This is a genomic window from Ruegeria sp. CDSA020 (assembly GCF_059612345.1).
The window spans coordinates 72,761-91,878 of sequence record NZ_JBXWQK010000002.1; the positions used below are offsets into that span (position 1 = coordinate 72,761).

Genomic DNA, 19,118 nt, shown 5'->3' on the forward strand with positions numbered 1-19,118 from the left:
TAATATATGATATTATTATTTTTACCATACATCAGTTGGGATTGCTGATGTCTCCGAAAAATGCTAATTGAACGAAGAAACTGAGAATATCGGGTGAAACGCATGGCGAAACAGCCGTCTACGATAGGTGCAAGCACCTATCAGCGCATCAAGCGGGATATCATCTTCGGGGCGCTGCAACCCGGTTCCAAACTGAAGCTGGACGCATTGAAGGAACGCTATGCGGCGAGCCTTTCGACACTTCGTGAAACCCTAAACAGGCTTGCCAGCGATGGGTTTGTCGAAGCTCCCGAACAACGGGGATTCCTGGTTGCGCCGGTCTCCCGAGAAGACCTGACCGAAATATCAGAGCTGCGTGTCCTGTTGGAATGCCACGCGTTGGAGTTGTCCATTGCGAACGGCGACACGGATTGGGAAGGCAACCTCGTTGCCGCACATCACAAACTGCACCTGATAGAACGGCAACTTCTCAAGGGCGACGAATCCGAGAAAGAAACCTGGAAACGTTATGATTGGGAGTTCCACCAAGCGATGATCGCGGCCTGCAACTCCAAGAACCTTCTGTCTCTGCACTCGATCATCTACGACAAATACTTACGTTATCAGATGCTCGTGCTGACCAATCGTGGCGAAGAAGCCATCAAGGAGCATAAGGGTATGTTCGATGCAGCATTGGCCAGAGACGCGAACACGGCAAAGAGGTTATTGGAAGACCACATTCGAAATGGCCTCGCGCATACCTTGGAGGCTATGTGACCTCTCCCCCCTTTACTGTGACACCGGTACTTTTAAGCTAAGAGCTGAATACGGTGATGCAGTGCTTCCGATGGCGTCTCAGGATCTAGTTAGAAATCTACATCTTCAGCGTGCCCCTGAGCAGCTTTTCATCATCCGATGATGGTAAAGCACTTCTTCTCGCTCTCTTCGACAATCCTGTGCAGTTCCTCGAACCGATCCTTGTTCCCATTGGTAATGCCAAGTTTGGGCCTTAGCTGTTTTCGCATCTTTTCATTACGCAATAACGGATTGCGCGAAACGGAGCTTGATTGCCGATGCAGCGGTTTGTCAAAGCGAGATAGGTTCCCTCTTACAAAACTGCTGCGTGCTTGGCTGCATCAAAGGCTGTCGGGTCAGCTTGTACGTTGCTTGTAATACGTGTCTTTGTGGACAATCAGCCCGTCTCGGTAGGTCAGGATGTCAACGCTTAGAAACTCTTCTTTTGAACCATCCTTGTGCACGGCTGTACGGCGATATTCGCAATAAGCCTTGTTGCCGGAAATAGCGCAGTCGAGCGTTTCCCAATGCACGTTCGCGACCTTTTCAAACAGGGCTGCAAAAGCACCACGAATGGTTTCGGCTCCTTCCAGACGCACGCCATGTTCTTCGGGGCCAACAGCGTGATCAAATGTAGCGTCGGTTGCGAAGTGTCTCATTACAGAATCAATGTCATTGGCGTTAAACGCGTCACCGACAGAGTCGACTAGGTCTCGGGTCAAAGCGGTCATGATTTCGGTCCTTTTCCTTGAAGCATATCGCAAGTGTGTTTGAAGAAGGGGCTCGCCGGGTCGACCAGCACATTCAGTTCGTCAAAGTGATCCACATCGGGCACGAAATAGAGACCCATCTTGCGGTCTGCTGTTTCGTATTTTTCGACATACATTCGTGCTTGCCTGTGGAACTCATCGGTTTCCGCGCCGCCGACGACGACCAGCTGAGGGGCATTGGTACCCGGAGGGTGCTTGGTCATCGGGCTTTCGGCCTGGGCTTCTGCCGGATCCATTCGGATGCCCGCATTCAAAGCCTCGGTCAGGCGGACCGGCTCAAGATAGCTGAGCGGTGAGACCGGAATGCCAGATTTAATCAGGTCTGCGGGCAAGTCATCGTCAAATGCCGGCCAATCGGTCGCCATCATCATCTGGGTAATATGGCCGCCAGCGGAATGGCCCATAACGCAGAGACGGTCTGGATTGATGCCCAATGCGCCCGCGTTGCGCCAGACAAAGGACATGGCCTCACGCGCTTCTTCTGAAATTCTCGTGATGGTCACAGACGGGCAAAGATCGTATCCGATGACAACAACATTGAACCCCGCCTCAACAAACGGCGGCGCAATGAAGCTGTAGATCGATTTGTCGCCACGCTGCCAATAGCCGCCGTGGAAATAGACCAATGTCGGTGCGGCGGTGTCCGCGCAGCGGAAGACATCCAGCTTTTGTTTTTCGCCTTCTCCATAGCGGATATCTAGGCTGCAATCGGATGTTGCACGCGCGTGCGCGCTGTCGCGGCTCCACCCGGGAATGACGGTCACTTCATAGTCCGGCCGCCCAGCCCGCAAATTGTACTGCGCGTCGAATTCGTCAGGGCTGAACCGGGTGTGGAAAGTCAGATGATCACTCATGATACTGCCTCCGATTGGGGCGCGGAAAAGAACGCGCCGCGACAAAAGACCAGCGGAGGAACGGGTGCATGGGCATAGTTCACGACACGTCCCAAGAGGATTTCATGATCACCCGCATCAACCCGGTTGTGCACGGTGCATTCCAGATGCGCAGATGCACCGGGGACCAAAGGCGTCTTGGCCCCAGGAGTCCATTCCGTATCGGCAAACCGGTTTTCCACATTGCTGGCAAAATGCAACGCCAAAGCTTTCTGATCCGCGGACAGGATGTTGACCGCGAAATGATCTGACCTGGACAGCGTCGGGAACACACGACCCGATTTTGCGACACAGACAGAGATCACAGGCGGTTCGAGTGAGACCGAGGTGAAGGAGTTGGCGGTCAGGCCCCATGGCATGCCCTCGGGGTCATAAGTGGCCACGATTGTGACCCCTGTCGGAAAAGCGCCTAGCGCACGGCGAAAGTCACGCAAGTCCATCACAGAACTCCTTCACTGACACAGGCCTTTTCAAGGGCGGCCCACTCATCCGGGTTTGTGCCGAAATGACGCATGACGTGACCCCGGTATGCGGGGCGTTCCGCCAATCGTTCGTACCACGCTTCGACATTGGGCAACGGTGGGCGGTCGACCTCGACATTGAAATAGCGATACGCCACGCAACCCAGCGGAATATCCGCCATGGTAAAGCTGTCGCCACAGACATAGGCCTTATCCGCAAGGTGCTGATCCAGAATGTTCAGCGTTTCATGCGCCTCATCGCGAAGTTTGGCGATCTGTTCCTGGTCCCGTTGGTCGGATTGGGTGCGCACAGTTGCAAAAAACAGGTAAATCACCGGCCCGAAGGCGCGGCTGGCGGACCACTCCATCCATTGATCCGCGATGGCGCGGGTCTGTAGGTCAGAGGGGCTAAACGTTCCCGCGCCGTACCGGTCGCAGAGATACCGCACAATGGCGAGGCTTTCCCAAAGCGCGAAATCCCCATCGCGGATCGCCGGGATCATTTTGTTGGGATTGATCTGCGCGTACATATCAGTGTCGAGCTTGCCAAAGCTGCCCCCGGCCAGTTGCAGCGTATAGTCCAATCCCAACTCATTGGCTGTCCAAATCACCGGAATAACGTTTGATGAATAGGGCCGCCCCCAAATTTCAAGCATGCTCCAACATCCTTTTCTGCGCGATGGATTGTGTCCCGAATTTTGGAACGACATGCTCAAACAGTCGATGCCAACTGGACAGGATTTTCTCGTAGGGAACGCCAGTGTATTGCTGCATCAACATGAGGTGGTCGAGGCCGATGGTTTCCTGCCGCTCGGCAAAACGATCCGCTACATATTCGGCGTCACCAACCACAATGATCCCGCGTTTATTGAGGAAATCGAACCAATCCATCTCTTCGTCCTCAGAAGTCATCTCTTCGCCGACATCAAGATAGCCATGTTTTGTCCACTCGCCCTTGGGGCGCGACCCGCCGAGGAATTCGTAATAGGCATTGATCGGGCCACGAATGGTGTTCACCGCCTCCTCCATGCTTTCACCGACATAGAACGCCGTGCAGACGCCAACGCCTTCTCCTGGTTTCACATCGCGCCCTTCACGTTTGGACAGCGCCTCGCGGTAGGGTTCCCAGCAGGCCAGTGTCGCCTTGGGTCCAGCGGCCATCGAGATCACACCCCACCCTTTTTCACCAGCAAGCTTGAATGTGGGAGGCGCATTCGACATGAGCCAGACCGGCGGGTGCGGATCAGAATACGGGCGTGGATGCACGTATATCGCTTTGTACTCGCCATTCTCGTCGTGATAGCGCGGGTCCAGCGGTTCAAAAAAACGGTTGGTTTCTTTCCAGCCTGGAACTGGGAACTCATAGAACTCACCTTGATGGGTGAAGGCGTCGTTGGTCCACGCCTTCAGAATAATATCCAGGCTCTCTTGATAGAGGCGCATCACCTTGGCGTTGTCGCGCCGATCCGCATCCGAGTTGAACTGGATGGTCGAGCGCTCATTGATGCCCTTGGCGACACCAAAATCGAACCGGCCCAGCGACATGTTATCCAGCATCGCCGCGTCTTCGGCCACGCGCAATGGGTGCCAGTCCGGCAAGATGATGGGCGCCGTTCCAACCCGCAGTTTTGTGCAATGAGCAGCCACATGCGTACCCATCTGGATCGGGTTGGGCGGCGCGTTCATATAGCCGTTATGGGCAAAGTGATGTTCTGTGAACCAGGCGGTCGTGAATCCAGCCTGCTCTGCCAGCGAACATTGTTCGAGGATCATCTCCAGTGTCCGGATCCAGGGAATCGTCTCACCAGGACTGAAATTGGCAATCAAATCAAAGCGCATAGCGATCTCCCGGACAGATGTGGTAAGTTGAATTATCACCCAATTTTCAACTAAGTTGAATTTTACTCGAAAAATCAACAAAAATCTCTTATCCCGAATGCATGAATAGCAACGTTACTGATACTGACACTCAACGGCTTGGCAGCGAAATCCGCGAAGTGCGCAAGGCGCGTGGCCTGACGTTACAAGACCTTTCGGAAACGGTATCCTGCTCGACGGCGTATCTGAGCCGGATCGAGCTGGGATCAGCAAAAGCATCGGCGGAGCTTCTGCGAGAGATCAGTGAAGCGCTCTCGGTCGATCCCAACTGGTTCTTTCCCAAGCAATCGGGTGTCGGACCATTGGAACGCAAACATGTCGTACGCAAAGAAAATCGCAGGGCGCTTTCCAACATGTACACGCGAACAACCCAGGAGTTGGGATTCGAAGACGAACTGCTATCCAGCACACTATCCGGACAATGCTATCTGATCCTGTCACGGTTCCGCCCAGGAGCCGGTACACCGCCTGAACCCCAGGAAGGTTATTCTTTCGAGGGCGAGCAACATGCGATCGTCTTGAGTGGCGAAGTGGAGCTGCGCCTTGGTGAAGAAATCATAGTTCTTCGCAAAGGCGACAGCTTTTCCTACCCTTCAATGATCGCGCATCGGTTCCGCAACCGGACTGACAAAGAGGCCACAATGGTCTGGGCGATGTCGCCAATACGAATTACTTGGTGATTGTTGGCCAGCTATCACTATTGCGAGAATTGCTTTTGATACAAAGCAACGGATAATGGCATTCGGAAAAGCCCACAGATCTGACCTAACTGCTTGGGCCAAAACCAGTCATTTGGTCAATAGAGACAACAGTTGGCTTTGTCCTGCGATCTGTAAATTCGACCACTAATCGCCGCTACGGTCTGCATGAATGGTTATCCTTTCCGCTGAACAGCGGCACCAGATCCTCCACTCGCGCTGCATTTGAGACGCTGCGTGCGCTTGCAGCTAACCAACGCGATCTCGCTCTCTTCGATATGACCATCGACAGTAAATTGTGCGGCTGTGGCTTGGTCACGATTGAAGTCTATGATGTCATGGCTTCTGTTCAGATCCATGAGCAAGCTTCAGACCTGCAAAGCAAGACTCAGAGACCCCTCCACTTCGAGATTCATGAAGGAACCAGAACCTCAGTCGAGAGGTGAATGGAAGACGAACCAAAGGTCGGGTTTGATTACTTTTTAGCAGGGCGTTTCCATGAGCGTTTGGGCATTTCAATGCGCAGATCGTGCGTGATTGGGCCACGTCTATAGGTTTTTCGAACTCGTTGGTGCTGTCGTGTTGCTCTGCAGCGGAATTTGGTCTCTGTTGCAAGAAAGCCGTCTTATGAGAGGTCACAATGCCCCAAACATCCGCCACCAATCGTCGTATTGTTCTCGCCAATCGCCCAACCGGACAACCGGACGAGAATACACTGCGCCGCGAAACCACGAGCGTTCCTGAACCTGGACCAGACGAAATGCTGGTACGTACGGTGTACCTGTCGTTGGATCCTTACATGCGTGGCCGAATGAATGACGCAAAATCCTATGCCGAACCCGTTCCGATTGGCGGTGTTATGACGGCGCAGGTCGTCGGGCAGGTGGTCAAATCCAACATCGAAGGATACGAAGTCGGAGAGTATGTGCTCAATACAAGCGGGTGGCAGGATTTTGCTGTCTCAGACGGAACGCAGGTCGTTAAGTTGGGTAAATCTCCGGACAACCCGTCTTGGTCGCTCGGAATTCTCGGAATGCCAGGCTACACGGCTTATGCCGGGCTTCTGAAAATCGGGGAGCCAAAAGCCGGTGAAACAGTTGTTGTGGCTGCCGCAGCCGGCCCGGTAGGCGCAACAGTCGGTCAGATCGCAAAGCTAAAAGGATGTCGCGTAGTGGGCATCGCAGGCGGTTCTGAAAAATGTGCTCATGTAGTCGAAAACCTTGGATTTGACGCGTGTTTGGACCATCGATCTGATGATCTGGCGGCGCAACTGCGCGAGGCTTGTCCAAGTGGAATTGACGTGTATTTCGAAAACGTTGGCGGCAAAGTTCTCTATGCCGTATTGCCGCTCTTGAACCCGTTTGCACGGGTGCCCGTCTGCGGGATTGTATCCTGGTACAACCTGCCCGGCCTACCGGACGGCCCGGATATGGGCCCTGCGATCATGGGCACGATCCTGCGGATGAAAGTCAGAATGCAGGGTTTCATAATCTTCGACAACTTCGGTGCCGACGTGTATCAGGAGTTTGTCCGCGATATGACGGCTTGGCTCAAAAACGGTTCAATAAGCTACAAGGAACATATGGTTGAGGGGCTGGAAAATGCTCCGGAAGCATTCAATCAACTGCTGGCCGGCGGAAACTTTGGAAAGATGGTCGTAAAAGTTGGTTAGCCGGACACGCAGCCAGACATTGCATCGTTCTTTGGATGGTTCCATCGTCAAAGTAACGGCCCAAAGCTGCAGTTGAGCCAAAGGTTCGATCTTCTCGGCTGATCCCGAAATCTGCCATTCGGACTACTGGAAGGATGCGCCACTTTCAGAAGTTTAGTCGCCCGCCACGGCATTTGGATAACGCTCGACAGGGATTTTGCGTGGGGGCACATTGCTCTGGGAGGCGTATATGTCGCCAGCGGCGACGCAAATGCAGCCGTCGACGCTGTGCATCAGTCACTTATCCTCGAACCTAACGGATACGAGGCTAACCTCTTCATGGGTTTCTATCTCCAGTTTGCGGGGGACGCCGCAAGTGCCGTGGACTATCTGTTGATCGCCAAACGTCTTATTCCTGTGCAGACTTACGCGTAGACGCTGCCCTATGAATGTTCGCTCCAACAACCCGGTCTCTAGGTTGGTGCATCTCACCTTTGTGCAGACTGGGCTGATCGTGTTGAAAAACTCCGATTTTCGTGAAGATGGGTGAAATACTTGCCTGCAGGAGGCCTTTCCGAGAATTCGTCGAGGGGTCGGCCTAAAACTCGCGTTGACATTGTCCGGAGCTCTCAGGGCCCCTACCAAGCACAGGGTTTCAATTTAGCCGCCGTAACGGATTCTGGCGGAAAAATGCAGCCGTCAGATACTCGAGTTTTTCAACACAATCGGCTCATAGCGGCCATCGAAGCAAACGCAGCATCCTATGATATTGTAATACGTCAACGTCGGGTTGGCGCTGACGTCAGACATCTCGCATCCCTCTTCAGGCGGAATTTGTCCGGCACCTTGCATGTAAATTTTCTGCTCCGGATCGCCGAAGAAGCCGAGACAGAAGCCTAGTGAAACCGCCTGCGCCACTTCGCGGAGCGCATCCACAAAGGCCGGGTCTGTGTCCTGACTTTTATCGGCAAAGATGACCGGAAAGCCTGCTGTGCGCGTGGGCCTCCGGCTTGTGCGCCAAGGACTCCGCTTGCAGGCCATGGCAGTTCCTGATGACGTGCCGGTCCGCAACGGCCTAGACACAATGGCCGACAACCGAAAGATTGCCCCAAAAAAAGAAAGTGTTGCGCCATACATTCAACTTATGGATAGTTGATCCCACTCGAAATGTTCTACGGGCGGACAAAGGCAAGCAAAGCCTCTCGCTTGGTGCTTGTCTGCGACCAACTCAAGTTTCACTGTTAGCGAATGTGAGGGAGTGACCGATTATGCCAGTTTCGTATTTGAACAGGGCCGTCGCGGCCGGGTTCCTGATTTTAAGCATTGGGATTGCGCCGGCGCTTGCCCAAGAAGGCAGCGCGGGCGGCAAGCCGAACGTTCTCGTCATTTGGGGCGACGACATCGGCCAGTCCAATATCTCCGCATACACAATGGGGTTGATGGGTTATCAAACGCCGAATATCGACCGGGTTGCCAGAGAAGGTATGATCTTCACCGACTACTACGGTGAACAATCCTGCACGGCTGGCCGGTCATCCTTTATCATGGGCCAGTCGGTCTTCCGCACCGGCCTTTCCAAGGTCGGCCTGCCCGGTGCCAAGGAAGGTATGCAGATCGAAGATCCCACCATTGCCGGCCTCCTCAAAGCCGAAGGCTATGCCACCGGTCAATTCGGCAAGAACCATCTGGGAGACCGGGATGAACACCTTCCGACGAACCACGGTTTCGATGTGTTTTTCGGAAATCTCTACCATCTGAACGCCGAAGAAGAGCCGGAAAACGAGGACTACCCGAAGGATATGGTGTTCGCAGACGGCACGACGTTCCTTGAACGGTTCGGTCCGCGTGGTGTTTTGAACGTGACCGCGACCTACGGCGAAAATGAAATCACGCAGAATATCGAGGATACCGGGGCTCTGACCCGGAAGCGGATGGAGATTGTGGACGACGAGACATCAGATGCTGCAATTGCCTGGATGGAGGAACAGACCAACGCCGGCACCCCTTGGTTCCTGTGGTGGAGCGGCACACGGATGCATTTCCGTACCCACGTCAGCGAAGAGAACCGCGCGCTCGCGGATGAGTTATACAATGGGGAAAAAGCTGATGAATACACTGCCGGCATGATCGAACACGACATGGATATCGGCAAGTTCCTCGAAAAGCTTGACGAGCTCGGCATCGCCGATAACACCATCGTGTTCTATTCCACTGATAACGGCGTCCATATGAACACATGGCCGGATGCCGGAATGACCCCGTTCTGGGGCGAGAAGAACACCCAGTGGGAAGGCGCCTGGCGGGTGCCTGCTATGGTCCGCTGGCCCAGTAATATCGCGCCCGGAACGATCTCGAACGAGATCGTGCATCACATGGATTGGCTGCCAACATTCCTGGCCGCTGCAGGCAATGAAACCATCAAGGAAGATTTGCTCGAAGGCATCACCGTTCCGGAAATGGCAGGCCGCGAGTATCGCGTCCATCTCGACGGCTACAACCTATTGCCAATGCTCAAGGGTGACACGGACAAGAGCCCGCGTAATGAGATCTTCTACTTCACTGACGACGGCGACCTCGCGGCGATCCGGCTCAACAACTGGAAGATCACCTTCCTCGAGCAGAAGGCCTGGGGAACTCTCCGGGCCTGGATGGAGCCGCTGACGCCGCTGCGCGTGCCGCTGATCTTCAACCTGCGCCGCGACCCTTATGAACGCGGTTACCGGACGTCGAACACCTATTACGACTGGCTGATGGACCACGCCTTCATGCTGGTGCCGGCCCAGGCTTATGTTGGGCAGTTCCTGGCAACTTTCGAAGAATACCCACCGCGGCAGGAGGCGGCTTCGTTCAGCCTCGACAAGGTAATGGAGAAGCTGTCGCAGCCGGGCGGCTCGCAGTAGACTCATCCCACTTCGCCCCGACGGAGTATTCCGTCGGGGCGCGTAATTTTCCGGTTGCCTCGGCATCCCTTTCCCTGCACTTGCGGAGGTTGTCCCTATGCGTGCTCTGCTATTTTCAATTCCTTTGACAATTCTGTTTGCATCAGCTCCGCTCGCTGACCCTTTGCCGTCTTGGACGGACACGGCCACCAAGGATCGGATCATTGCGTTTGTCGAAGGCATAACGGACCCGGATTCACCTGATTATGTCACCCCGGCCGCGCGTATTGCGACCTTCGACAATGACGGCACGCTCTGGGCAGAACAACCGGTCTACTTTCAACTGCTATTTGCCATCGACCGATTGAAAGAAATGGCCGCCGCTGATCCCGGGGTGCTCACGTCTGACGTGCTGCGGGCCGCAGTCGAAGGCGACATGGAGACAGTGGCCGCCTCGGGCACTGAGGGACTTTTGGAAATCGTCTCCACCACCCACTCCGGCCTGACGGTGGACGAGTTCCAGGCCGCCGTGCGCAGCTGGCTGGACACGGCCAGGCATTCCGGCACAGGCCTGGCCTATGACCAAATGGTCTATCAACCCATGCTGGAGCTCTTGACCTATCTGCGCGATGAAGGCTTCCGTACCTACATCGCCTCAGGCGGCGGCCTGCATTTCATCCGGGTGTTCTCTGAAAGCGCCTATAACATTCCGCCCGAGCAGGTCATCGGATCCATCGGAAATGGCAGTTATTCCGCCGGGGACGGACCGCCGCGGGTGATGAAGGACCCCGGTTTATTCTTCATCGACGACAAGGCAGGTAAGCCCGTTGCTATCGAGGCCCGCATCGGGCGCCGGCCGGTGATCGCAGTGGGAAATTCCGATGGAGACTTCCAGATGCTTGAGTGGACTACTGCGGGCGATGGTGCGCGGCTGGGCATCCTGCTGCACCATACTGACAGCGAACGCGAATACGCTTACGGCCGTGAAAGCCATATCGGGCAGCTTGCACGCGGACTTGATGAAGCAGCCAGCCGCGGTTGGCTGGTAATCGACATGGCCCGTGATTGGGAGCGGATCTGGCCGAGCCGCGAATGAAGCCCTGCACCATCCCTGTGCATGAACGACCCAGAAAATCGGATGGCCCTCTGAAAATGCAGATTGTAGTCTTGATCCTTCTCTTGCTGCTGGGTCTGCCAGCGATGGCCCAGAGCCTTGACGGCTACTTGGGGTCGGATCGTTGCACCGGTTGCCATAAGGACAGTGCCGCAGGCTGGGCAGGATCGCATCACGCTCAGGCCTGGACAACGCCGTCGCGGGAGACGGTCGCAGGTGACTTCGGCGGAACGGCCTTTCACCATGACGGTATGACCGCCCGGTTTCAGACAGGAGCAGAGGGCGAATACTACGTCGAGGTGATCGAAAAGGATGGATCGCAAGCGGAATACAAAGTGCATTCGGTTGCGGGGATCGAACCGCTGCAGCAATATCTTCTCGAGACCGAACCGGGGCAGCTGCAGAGTTTTGACGTGGTCTGGGACACCGAAGAGGGGAAGTGGTTCCACCTTTATCCGGACCAGACCCTGCCTCCGTTGGATGGTCTGCATTGGACGGGTCCCTACAAGACCTGGAATGCGCGCTGTGCGGAGTGCCACGCCACCGGGTTCCGCAAAAACTACGACGCACGCCGTTTAAGCTATGCATCAACCCAGGTCGAAATAGGCGTTGGCTGCGAGGCTTGCCACGGACCGGGAAAGGACCACGTTGATTGGGCTGATACATGGGAAACGACAAGGACACCGCCGTCCGCAAACCATGGATTTCCTGTGGATTTCGCCGATCCTCGGCAGGCAGTCGAACAATGCGCGACGTGCCATTCCAGACGCGAAGCCAACTTGGACGGCAACCCGGTGCCAGGCACGCGTTTTCATGATGCCTACACGCTCGCACTTTTGCGCCCAGGACTTTACCACGCGGACGGGCAGATCCAGGACGAGGTCTATGTCTACGGCTCCTTTCTGCAATCTAAGATGCACGCTCGGGGCGTGACTTGCCTGAATTGCCACGGCGCACACAGTCTGGACCTGAAGGCAGAAGGCAACGGCCTTTGCACCCAATGCCACAGCCCGGCGGGCAATCCGGACTTCCCAACACTCACAGCAGCAGACTACGACAGCCCTGCACATCACTTCCACCCGGAAAGCAGCGCTGGAGCGAAGTGCCAGTCCTGCCACATGCCAGAACGCGTCTACATGGGCAACGACTGGCGCGCCGATCACTCCTTCCGCATTCCCCGGCCGGATCTTTCGCCGGTGACGGGAGCACCGGATGCCTGCACCGCCTGCCACCGCAGCCAGGACGCAGCCTGGGCAGCTGCACAGATTTCCGCTTGGTATCCGGACGACAGAAACCGTGGCCGGCATTACGGGGAGGTGCTGGCGCGGGGACGTGCCGATGCGGCAGCGGCGGCCGGCGACTTGACCGCGCTGGCGCAGAATACCAGCCAGCCGGGCATCGTGCGGGCCACTGCGCTCTGGCTTTTGGAGCAGTCCAACGACCCGCTGTTCGCCGCTAGGCTGACAGACCTGCTGCGGGACCCGGATCCGCTTGTCCGCGCTGCCGCGGCCTCTCTGCAGCGCCTTGCACCGCTTCAGGAAAGGGGCAAGCGCCTGGCCGCTGTCTTTGCCGACCCTGCCCGCAATGTGCGCATGGCCGCTGCCCGCGCGATGCTGGGTGATACGGAGAACCGCCTCCAGAATGGAACCGCTAGAGAGCTGCAAGCCGCCATGGCTGAATGGCAGGATGCCATGGCAAACCGGCTCGATTTTCCTGAAACCCACCTCCAACTGGGCGGTGTGGCACTGAGCATGCGCAACATGGGCATGGCCACATCCGCGTTCCGCGAGGTGGTGCGGCTGGATCCGCAACGGCTGGATGCATGGATGATGCTGGCCAGGATCACAGCGGCAACCCAAGGACGCGTTGCTGCCGCCGCGGTTGTGGCAGAAGCTCTGTCAGCCAATCCGGAACACCCCGCACTTCTGGCCGCACAGGCAGAGCTGGAAGGAAGACCTGCGCCGCAAGGAGATAGCGAGTGACTGCTCTTGCCAGAATCCGGAACCTCAGAGCGGACCGCTGAGCTGCTCAGCTTCTGCTATCCCTGAAGTCACCCTGCATACAATGAAACGTTAGCTCAATAGGCACTGCCTATGAAAACGATCTTGACCGCAATCGTGCCGGCAGTTGCCGGCATCCGGGCCCGCGTCTGCTCAGAATACTAACTGGAACTACGAGGCAACGATCTACCTGTTCGCGCCCGAGACCAAAACCGCAATCGATACACCCGCATGGCAGATCAAGGACGCACTCATGTTTGGCGACGCGCTTGAGAATCTGGACTTTGCCTTTATGGAAGCCTTTGCCGCCAGTAACGGGAAATGGAGCTTTCTCACCGACTATATGTACACGGACCTGTCCCTCGGCAACGACACGCCCGAGCCTGTGCGCTCGGAGTTGAGCACGTCGATGACGACCCAGATCCTGAACGGGTAGAGCATCTTCAAATTCGACGCCCAGATATCGAACAGTACTGTCGATTTTGGTGTGACCTAGCAGCAGCTGGGCAGCGCGGAGATTGCCAGTTTTTCGATAGATTTCCGCAGCCATTGTCCGGCGCAAAGAATGCATGCCGTACCCACTCGGCTCTAACACGATGGCCGTCACCCAATCGCGGACAATTCGACCGTACTGTCGCCTCGAAATGTGTTGGCGGTCGTGAAACCGGCTGGGAAACATGAAACGGCAGCGGATCATTTCCGGTGACGTGATCCAAGGGGCAATCGTATCGCGCGTGTTTTCAGGGAGTTCGAACTGAACGGGACGCCGAGTTTTGCTTTAGATAACGGACACCCTTTCGCGAACGCGATCATCCCTCACCAGGTCGGTGACGGCCAGTTTCACCAGATCGCACCCGCGAAGCTTGCTATCAATCGACACATTGAACAGCGCAAGATCGCGCAGGTTGTCCACCAGTTCGAGCCACACGCGGATCGCCCAAACCTGTTTCGGAAGCAGCGGCCGTTTCTGGCCGACAATCCGGCCCATATTCCAGGCTTTTCGTTTCGGAGTGACGGCGGGAAGTTGGACTCTTGGCATGATTTGCCCTCCGATCCTCCCTCCATCCCCAGACATCAGCACCGCGCTGACGAAGTTATCGTACAAGCGGAGTGAATGCCTGCTCTCGGAAGTCGGCCGAGAACACCATTTCTGCCGATGCATTCGGCAGCTACGAGCCCCTTGCCAATTGCTATTGGCGTCCGCAGCGAATGACCGCTTCAGCCCAGCGACATCTCATTCGTTTGTCCCTGTCAGAGTTGCGAACGGCGCCAGAAGAAATCCGAGGCCGTTTACTCATTCCATCAACCAAAATGACCTATTGAAACGTTTAGGTCATGTCGTGTGACACGTCACATACAACAGAATCCACTACTTCAGCTCACCCGCATTTAGAGTGACCGCAGCTACGGCAGGTCATGCATCCTTCGATCATCACCATGTCGAACTGACCGCAGGACGGGCAGGCTTTGCCGCGGGGGCCGTCGAGGTTGACCACTTGCGCCTGAGGGTCGGATTTCAGCCCCATCCCTTCGCCCTCAAGGAAGCCGATATTGATCAGGTGCTGCTCGATCACTCCGCCAATCGCGGCCAGGATCGAGGGGATGTATTTGCCTTTCACCCAGGCCCCGCCGCGCGGGTCGAATACCGCCTTGAGTTCCTCGACCACAAAGGACACATCACCGCCCCGACGGAACACGGCCGAGATCATGCGGGTCAGCGCAAGCGTCCATGCGTAATGCTCCATGTTCTTGGAGTTGATGAATACCTCGAACGGACGCCGGCGGCCGCCAATGACAATGTCATTTATGGTTAGGTAAATCGCATGCTCGCTGTCGGGCCATTTCAACTTATATGTTGACCCCTCAAGCGATTGTGGGCGGTCCAGCGGTTCAGACATATAGATGACATCGCCGCCATCAACCTCGTGCGGCGCATCCGCGCTTTCTCCAGGAGCTTTGTCGGCACTCTCTGATACGGTCAGAACCGACCCTGTCACATCGTTGGGGCGATAGGTCGTGCACCCTTTGCAGCCCTGATCCCAGGCCTGCATGTAGACATCTTTGAAAGCGTCAAAGCTGATATCCTCGGGGCAGTTGATCGTCTTGGAAATCGAGCTGTCGATCCATTTCTGTGCCGCCGCCTGCATCTTGACATGATCAGACGGAGGCAGCGTCTGCGCGTTGACGAAATAGTCGGGCAGGTCCTTATCACCAAACTTGTCGCGCCACATCTGAACGGCGTAATCCACGACTTCTTCTTCGGTGCGTGAGCCATCTTTTTGCAGGACCTTGCGCGTATACGCATAGGCAAAGACCGGCTCGATCCCCGAAGAGACGTTGCCCGCGTACAGGGAAATCGTCCCCGTCGGGGCAATCGACGTCAGCAGCGCGTTGCGGATGCCGTGTTCGCGGATCGCATCGCGTACGTCGTCATCCATCTGCAGCATTGTGCCGCTGGCCAGGTATTTCTCAGCTTCGAACAAGGGAAACGCCCCCTTTTCCTTTGCCAAATCGACCGACGCCAGATACGCGACGCGGGCGATTGCGTGCAACCAGCGCTCGGTCTGACGCGCCGCCTCGTCAGAGCCATAGCGTAGACCCAGCATCAACAGTGCATCGGCCAGCCCGGTGACACCCAAACCAATGCGGCGTTTATCTTGCGCCTCGGCCTCTTGTTCGGCCAGCGGGAATTTCGAGGCGTCGACCACATTGTCCATCATGCGAACGGCGGTGGCGACCAGCTCTTGCAGCGCGGCCTCATCCAGATGCGCGGCATCCTCGAAAGGTCCGGCCACCAGACGCGCCAGGTTGATCGAGCCCAGCAAGCAGGCGCCATACGGCGGCAGGGGCTGTTCACCGCAGGGGTTCGTCGCCGCGATGGTCTCGACATAGCTGAGGTTGTTGGCCGCATTGATCCGATCGATGAAGATCACACCTGGCTCGGCATAGTCGTAAGTGGCCTGCATGATCTTGTTCCATAGATCGCGGGCCTGGATGGTGTGATAGACCTTGCCATCAAACACCAGTTCCCACGGGCCATCGGCCTTGACTGCCTCCATGAACGGATCTGTCACCAGAACCGACATGTTGAACATGCGCAGACGGGCCGGGTCGGATTTGGCGGTGATGAACTGTTCGATATCGGGATGATCGCAGCGCATGGTCGCCATCATCGCCCCGCGGCGCGACCCCGCAGACATGATCGTGCGGCACATCGCGTCCCACACATCCATAAAGCTCAGCGGCCCCGAGGCGTCCGCCGCCACCCCGTGTACATCCGCGCCACGCGGACGAATGGTTGAGAAATCATAGCCGATCCCCCCACCCTGCTGCATGGTCAGGGCGGCCTCTTTCAACATATCGAAAATACCGCCCATGCTGTCTGGTATGGTTCCCATGACAAAACAGTTGAACAGGGTCACCCGGCGTGCAGTGCCCGCACCGGCGGTGATGCGTCCGGCGGGCAGATATTTGAAATTCTCCAACGCCTCAAAGAACTTGTCTTCCCAATGAGCAGGGTCCTGTTCCACGCGGGCCAGATCCCGAGCGATACGGCGCCAGCTGTCTTCAACCGTTTGGTCGATGGGTGTTCCATCCGCCTGTTTAAAGCGGTATTTCATGTCCCAGATCTGCTCGGCGATGGGGGCGGCAAAGCGGCTCATTGGTGATTCCCTGTCTTGAAAGAGGTATCCAGATTAGCCCAATTCGCACCTTCACCACAACACCTTGATGAAGCGGTGCAGAAGGCTACAATATAAAGGTAGCCTTGGGACGACTCTGTGGGAAAGCTGTGGATAAGTACGTAAACCTCATAAAACTGTCCGTCGGATCAGAAAGCGTCGACACGCTGATCGCATGGCAGGAGAGTCGCATGCCTCTGTACGAGGACGGATTGCCGCGCCACGTGACACGCATGTGGCCCAAACGCGAGGCAGAGATTCTGAATGGCGGATCAATCTATTGGGTGATCAAAGGCGTTGTGCAATGCCGTCAGCGCATCCTACGAATGGACGAAGTGATCGGGGATGACGGCATTCGCCGCTGCGCCATTATTCTGGATCCTGAGGTTCATCGCACCCAGAACGCCCTGAAGCGCCCCTTTCAGGGGTGGCGTTATCTCAAGCCCGAGGACACCCCCGCCGATCTGCCAAAAACCCGCGCGCAGGACGATGCCCTGCCCGATGATCTGAACCGCGCGCTGGCGGATATCGGCGTGCTGTAATCAGGCCAGACGGTCGAGCACCTCAGTCAGAACATCCTTGTCTTCGTCCGTATACTTGGCCACCCGGCTGCGCCATAGGGTTGCCTGCGATTGCAGGATCAGCCCGTCTGTCAGGATTTTCAGGTGGTTGGCGCGCAGGGTTTCCCCCGTTGACGTGATATCGGCAATCGCTTCGGCGGTTTCATTCATTACCGTGCCTTCGGTCGCCCCCTGGCTGTCGACCAGCGTATAATCGGCCACGCCCGCATCTGTCAGAAATTCACGCACCAACCGGTGGTATTTGGTGGCAATCCGCAGGCGGTGGCCGTGGGTCTTGCGAAAAGCCGCTGCCGCCGCGTCAAGGTCATCAAGCGTGTCCACGTCGACCCAGCAGGCTGGCGTAGCGATGATCAGATCGGCCTTGCCAAACCCAAGCGGAGATACTTCTTCGACCTGCTGTTCCCAGCGCGGCAGTTTTTCATGCACCAGATCAATTCCGGTGACGCCAAGATGAATGCGACCAGCAGCCAATTCACGCGGAATTTCCCCCGCCGATAACAGGATCAGCGAGACACCCTCGATCCCTTCCACCTTACCGGCATATTCGCGATCCGACCCACTGCGAGACAGGGTGATGCCGCGCTTTTCGAACCACGAAAAGGTCTTTTCCATCAACCGGCCCTTTGAAGGCACGCCCAGTTTCAGGCTCATTGGGCGTCCTCCTCAATCTCCAGCATCAGGTCCGGGCGCAGCACGCCGCCAACTGCGGGGATTTCTGCCCCTTTGCCCAAGTGGCGGGTCAGTGCATCATAGCGCCCCCCAGTGGCAATGGGCGGCAAATCCGGCCGGCCCTCGGCGTAGAAACCAAAGACAAACCCATCATAATACTCCATCGAGGTCCGGCCATAAGACGCTTCGAAGTCCAACCTGTCCACATCCACGCCGCGCGCTTGCAAGGCCGCGATCCGCGCCTCAAGCCGGTCCAGTGCCGGCGTGATCTGCGGCAAGTCCACCGCCACGTCGCGCAGCTGTTCAAGCGCAAAGGGCATGGTTTCTCGGACGTTCAGCAGGGTTTCCAACCCGGCCAGTTCGTTGTCGGAAATCGGTGGGGTATCACGATCCTCACGCAGGGCTTCGATCCGCGCCTGAATTTCAGAGGCGCGGCGCTTGCCGATCATAGGCGCGTCGGTTGCCAAAGGGTCAGTAGCCTCGAGTAAGGTCTTGCGTCCTTCAGGCCCCGGCTTGCGCCCAGCGAAACGGTCCAGCAAGACGCGAAAACGGCGGGGCCGCCACAGATGACGCATCAGGGCCGCCTTGCGCCGGTCGGAAGTCCTCAGCCCCTGGACAGCAGCGGTCAGAATACCGATATCCCCGGTTGCCGCCCGCAGGGGCAACCCACGCAGTTGCAACGCAAACAGCGAAAACACTTCGGCATCGGCACTGGCCGGATCGGTGCGATCAAACACCTCATACCCGACCTGGGTATATTCATTCGCGCGATCCGGATCGTGTTCCTGCCGCCGAAACACCTCACCCGAATAGGTATAGCGCGCCGGTTCGGCACCGTCGGACATGTGCATTTGCACCACCGGCAGCGTAAAATCCGGGCGCAGCATTTGTTCACCATGCAACGCATCCGAGGTCACGTAAGCACGGGCACGAATGTCTTCCCCATAGAGGCCCAGCAACGTTTCAGCCGGTTGCAACAGAGGCGGATCAACAACCCGGGCACCTGCGGTCTCGAAACGCACCCGCATCATTGCTGCGCGCGTCTGTATCTGAGTACGGTTGGCCATGGC

Annotated in this window: 17 protein-coding genes and 1 pseudogene; 8 read left to right on the forward strand and 10 right to left on the reverse strand. The window is 56.7% G+C overall.

Features of this window, described 5'->3' with window-relative positions; genetic code table 11:
• Positions 1–102 precede the first annotated feature (102 nt).
• The gene (locus AC2FJW_RS03330; protein ID WP_496692299.1) at positions 103–756 is read left to right on the forward strand and encodes a GntR family transcriptional regulator; all 654 of its coding nucleotides are present in this window, start codon (positions 103–105) and stop codon (positions 754–756) included.
• Positions 757–1,130: 374 nt separating this feature from the next.
• On the opposite strand, the gene AC2FJW_RS03335 is transcribed toward AC2FJW_RS03330, so the two are convergent.
• Genes AC2FJW_RS03335 through AC2FJW_RS03355 form a run of 5 tightly spaced genes read right to left on the reverse strand, consistent with a single transcriptional unit; the run spans position 1,131 to position 4,737 of the window.
• The gene (locus AC2FJW_RS03335; protein WP_142638874.1) at positions 1,131–1,505 is read right to left on the reverse strand and encodes a nuclear transport factor 2 family protein; all 375 of its coding nucleotides are present in this window, start codon (positions 1,503–1,505) and stop codon (positions 1,131–1,133) included.
• Positions 1,502–2,398, reverse strand: a complete 897-nt coding sequence (locus AC2FJW_RS03340; protein ID WP_496701111.1) for an alpha/beta hydrolase — start codon at positions 2,396–2,398, stop codon at positions 1,502–1,504. The genes AC2FJW_RS03335 and AC2FJW_RS03340 overlap by 4 nt, the downstream gene beginning before the upstream one ends.
• Complete coding sequence (locus AC2FJW_RS03345; RefSeq protein WP_281973656.1) at positions 2,395–2,877, reverse strand: flavin reductase family protein; 483 nt, start codon at positions 2,875–2,877, stop codon at positions 2,395–2,397. Before AC2FJW_RS03345 ends, AC2FJW_RS03340 begins: the two co-directional genes overlap by 4 nt.
• On the reverse strand, positions 2,877–3,554 hold the full coding sequence (locus AC2FJW_RS03350; protein ID WP_496696862.1) for a glutathione S-transferase family protein: 678 nt from the start codon (positions 3,552–3,554) through the stop codon (positions 2,877–2,879). The genes AC2FJW_RS03345 and AC2FJW_RS03350 overlap by 1 nt, the downstream gene beginning before the upstream one ends.
• Positions 3,547–4,737 (reverse strand): LLM class flavin-dependent oxidoreductase, encoded by a 1,191-nt coding sequence (locus AC2FJW_RS03355; RefSeq protein WP_496709669.1) that lies wholly within the window; start codon positions 4,735–4,737, stop codon positions 3,547–3,549. Before AC2FJW_RS03355 ends, AC2FJW_RS03350 begins: the two co-directional genes overlap by 8 nt.
• Before the next feature lie 101 nt (positions 4,738–4,838).
• Between AC2FJW_RS03355 and AC2FJW_RS03360 the strand changes: the two genes are divergently transcribed.
• On the forward strand, positions 4,839–5,456 hold the full coding sequence (locus tag AC2FJW_RS03360) for a helix-turn-helix domain-containing protein (RefSeq protein ID WP_496692294.1): 618 nt from the start codon (positions 4,839–4,841) through the stop codon (positions 5,454–5,456).
• A gap of 658 nt (positions 5,457–6,114) precedes the next feature.
• Positions 6,115–7,146 (forward strand): NADPH-dependent curcumin/dihydrocurcumin reductase, encoded by a 1,032-nt coding sequence (gene curA / locus AC2FJW_RS03365; RefSeq protein ID WP_496749205.1) that lies wholly within the window; start codon positions 6,115–6,117, stop codon positions 7,144–7,146.
• 678 nt (positions 7,147–7,824) lie between these two features.
• Here curA and AC2FJW_RS03370 read toward each other — a convergent pair.
• The gene (locus tag AC2FJW_RS03370) at positions 7,825–8,061 is read right to left on the reverse strand and encodes a hypothetical protein (protein WP_496749206.1); all 237 of its coding nucleotides are present in this window, start codon (positions 8,059–8,061) and stop codon (positions 7,825–7,827) included.
• A 332-nt stretch (positions 8,062–8,393) separates the two neighbouring features.
• On the opposite strand from AC2FJW_RS03370, the gene AC2FJW_RS03375 reads away from it, so the two are divergent.
• The 4 genes from AC2FJW_RS03375 (at position 8,394) to AC2FJW_RS03390 (ending at position 13,554) form a co-directional block, all read left to right on the forward strand.
• Positions 8,394–10,025 carry an arylsulfatase gene (locus AC2FJW_RS03375; RefSeq protein WP_142638882.1) on the forward strand — a complete coding sequence of 544 codons (1,632 nt, stop codon included), beginning with the start codon at positions 8,394–8,396 and terminating at the stop codon, positions 10,023–10,025.
• Positions 10,026–10,122: 97 nt separating this feature from the next.
• Positions 10,123–11,100: an HAD family hydrolase gene (locus tag AC2FJW_RS03380; RefSeq protein ID WP_496749207.1), complete on the forward strand. Its 978-nt coding sequence runs from the start codon at positions 10,123–10,125 to the stop codon at positions 11,098–11,100.
• A 56-nt stretch (positions 11,101–11,156) separates the two neighbouring features.
• Entirely contained in the window at positions 11,157–13,100 is a 1,944-nt protein-coding gene (locus AC2FJW_RS03385; RefSeq protein WP_496749208.1) for a cytochrome c3 family protein, read from the forward strand.
• Between the two features lie 145 nt (positions 13,101–13,245).
• Positions 13,246–13,554, forward strand: coding sequence for a hypothetical protein (locus AC2FJW_RS03390; RefSeq protein ID WP_496749426.1), 309 nt, complete (start codon positions 13,246–13,248; stop codon positions 13,552–13,554).
• On the opposite strand, the pseudogene AC2FJW_RS03395 reads toward AC2FJW_RS03390, so the two are convergent.
• Together AC2FJW_RS03395 and AC2FJW_RS03400 are read right to left on the reverse strand one after the other, a co-directional pair.
• A pseudogene (locus AC2FJW_RS03395) lies at positions 13,540–14,157 on the reverse strand (tyrosine-type recombinase/integrase); the annotation flags it as partial. The gene AC2FJW_RS03390 and the pseudogene AC2FJW_RS03395 overlap by 15 nt on opposite strands.
• A gap of 340 nt (positions 14,158–14,497) precedes the next feature.
• On the reverse strand, positions 14,498–16,780 hold the full coding sequence (locus AC2FJW_RS03400; protein WP_496749209.1) for an adenosylcobalamin-dependent ribonucleoside-diphosphate reductase: 2,283 nt from the start codon (positions 16,778–16,780) through the stop codon (positions 14,498–14,500).
• A 128-nt stretch (positions 16,781–16,908) separates the two neighbouring features.
• Between AC2FJW_RS03400 and AC2FJW_RS03405 the strand changes: the two genes are divergently transcribed.
• Positions 16,909–17,340, forward strand: a complete 432-nt coding sequence (locus AC2FJW_RS03405; RefSeq protein WP_281973647.1) for a DUF1489 family protein — start codon at positions 16,909–16,911, stop codon at positions 17,338–17,340.
• On the opposite strand, the gene hisG is transcribed toward AC2FJW_RS03405, so the two are convergent.
• Both hisG and AC2FJW_RS03415 read right to left on the reverse strand, forming a co-directional pair.
• Complete coding sequence (hisG, locus tag AC2FJW_RS03410) at positions 17,341–18,030, reverse strand: ATP phosphoribosyltransferase (RefSeq protein WP_271952535.1); 690 nt, start codon at positions 18,028–18,030, stop codon at positions 17,341–17,343.
• Entirely contained in the window at positions 18,027–19,115 is a 1,089-nt protein-coding gene (locus tag AC2FJW_RS03415; RefSeq protein WP_496749210.1) for an ATP phosphoribosyltransferase regulatory subunit, read from the reverse strand. Before AC2FJW_RS03415 ends, hisG begins: the two co-directional genes overlap by 4 nt.
• Between the last annotated feature and the right edge of the window lie 3 nt (positions 19,116–19,118).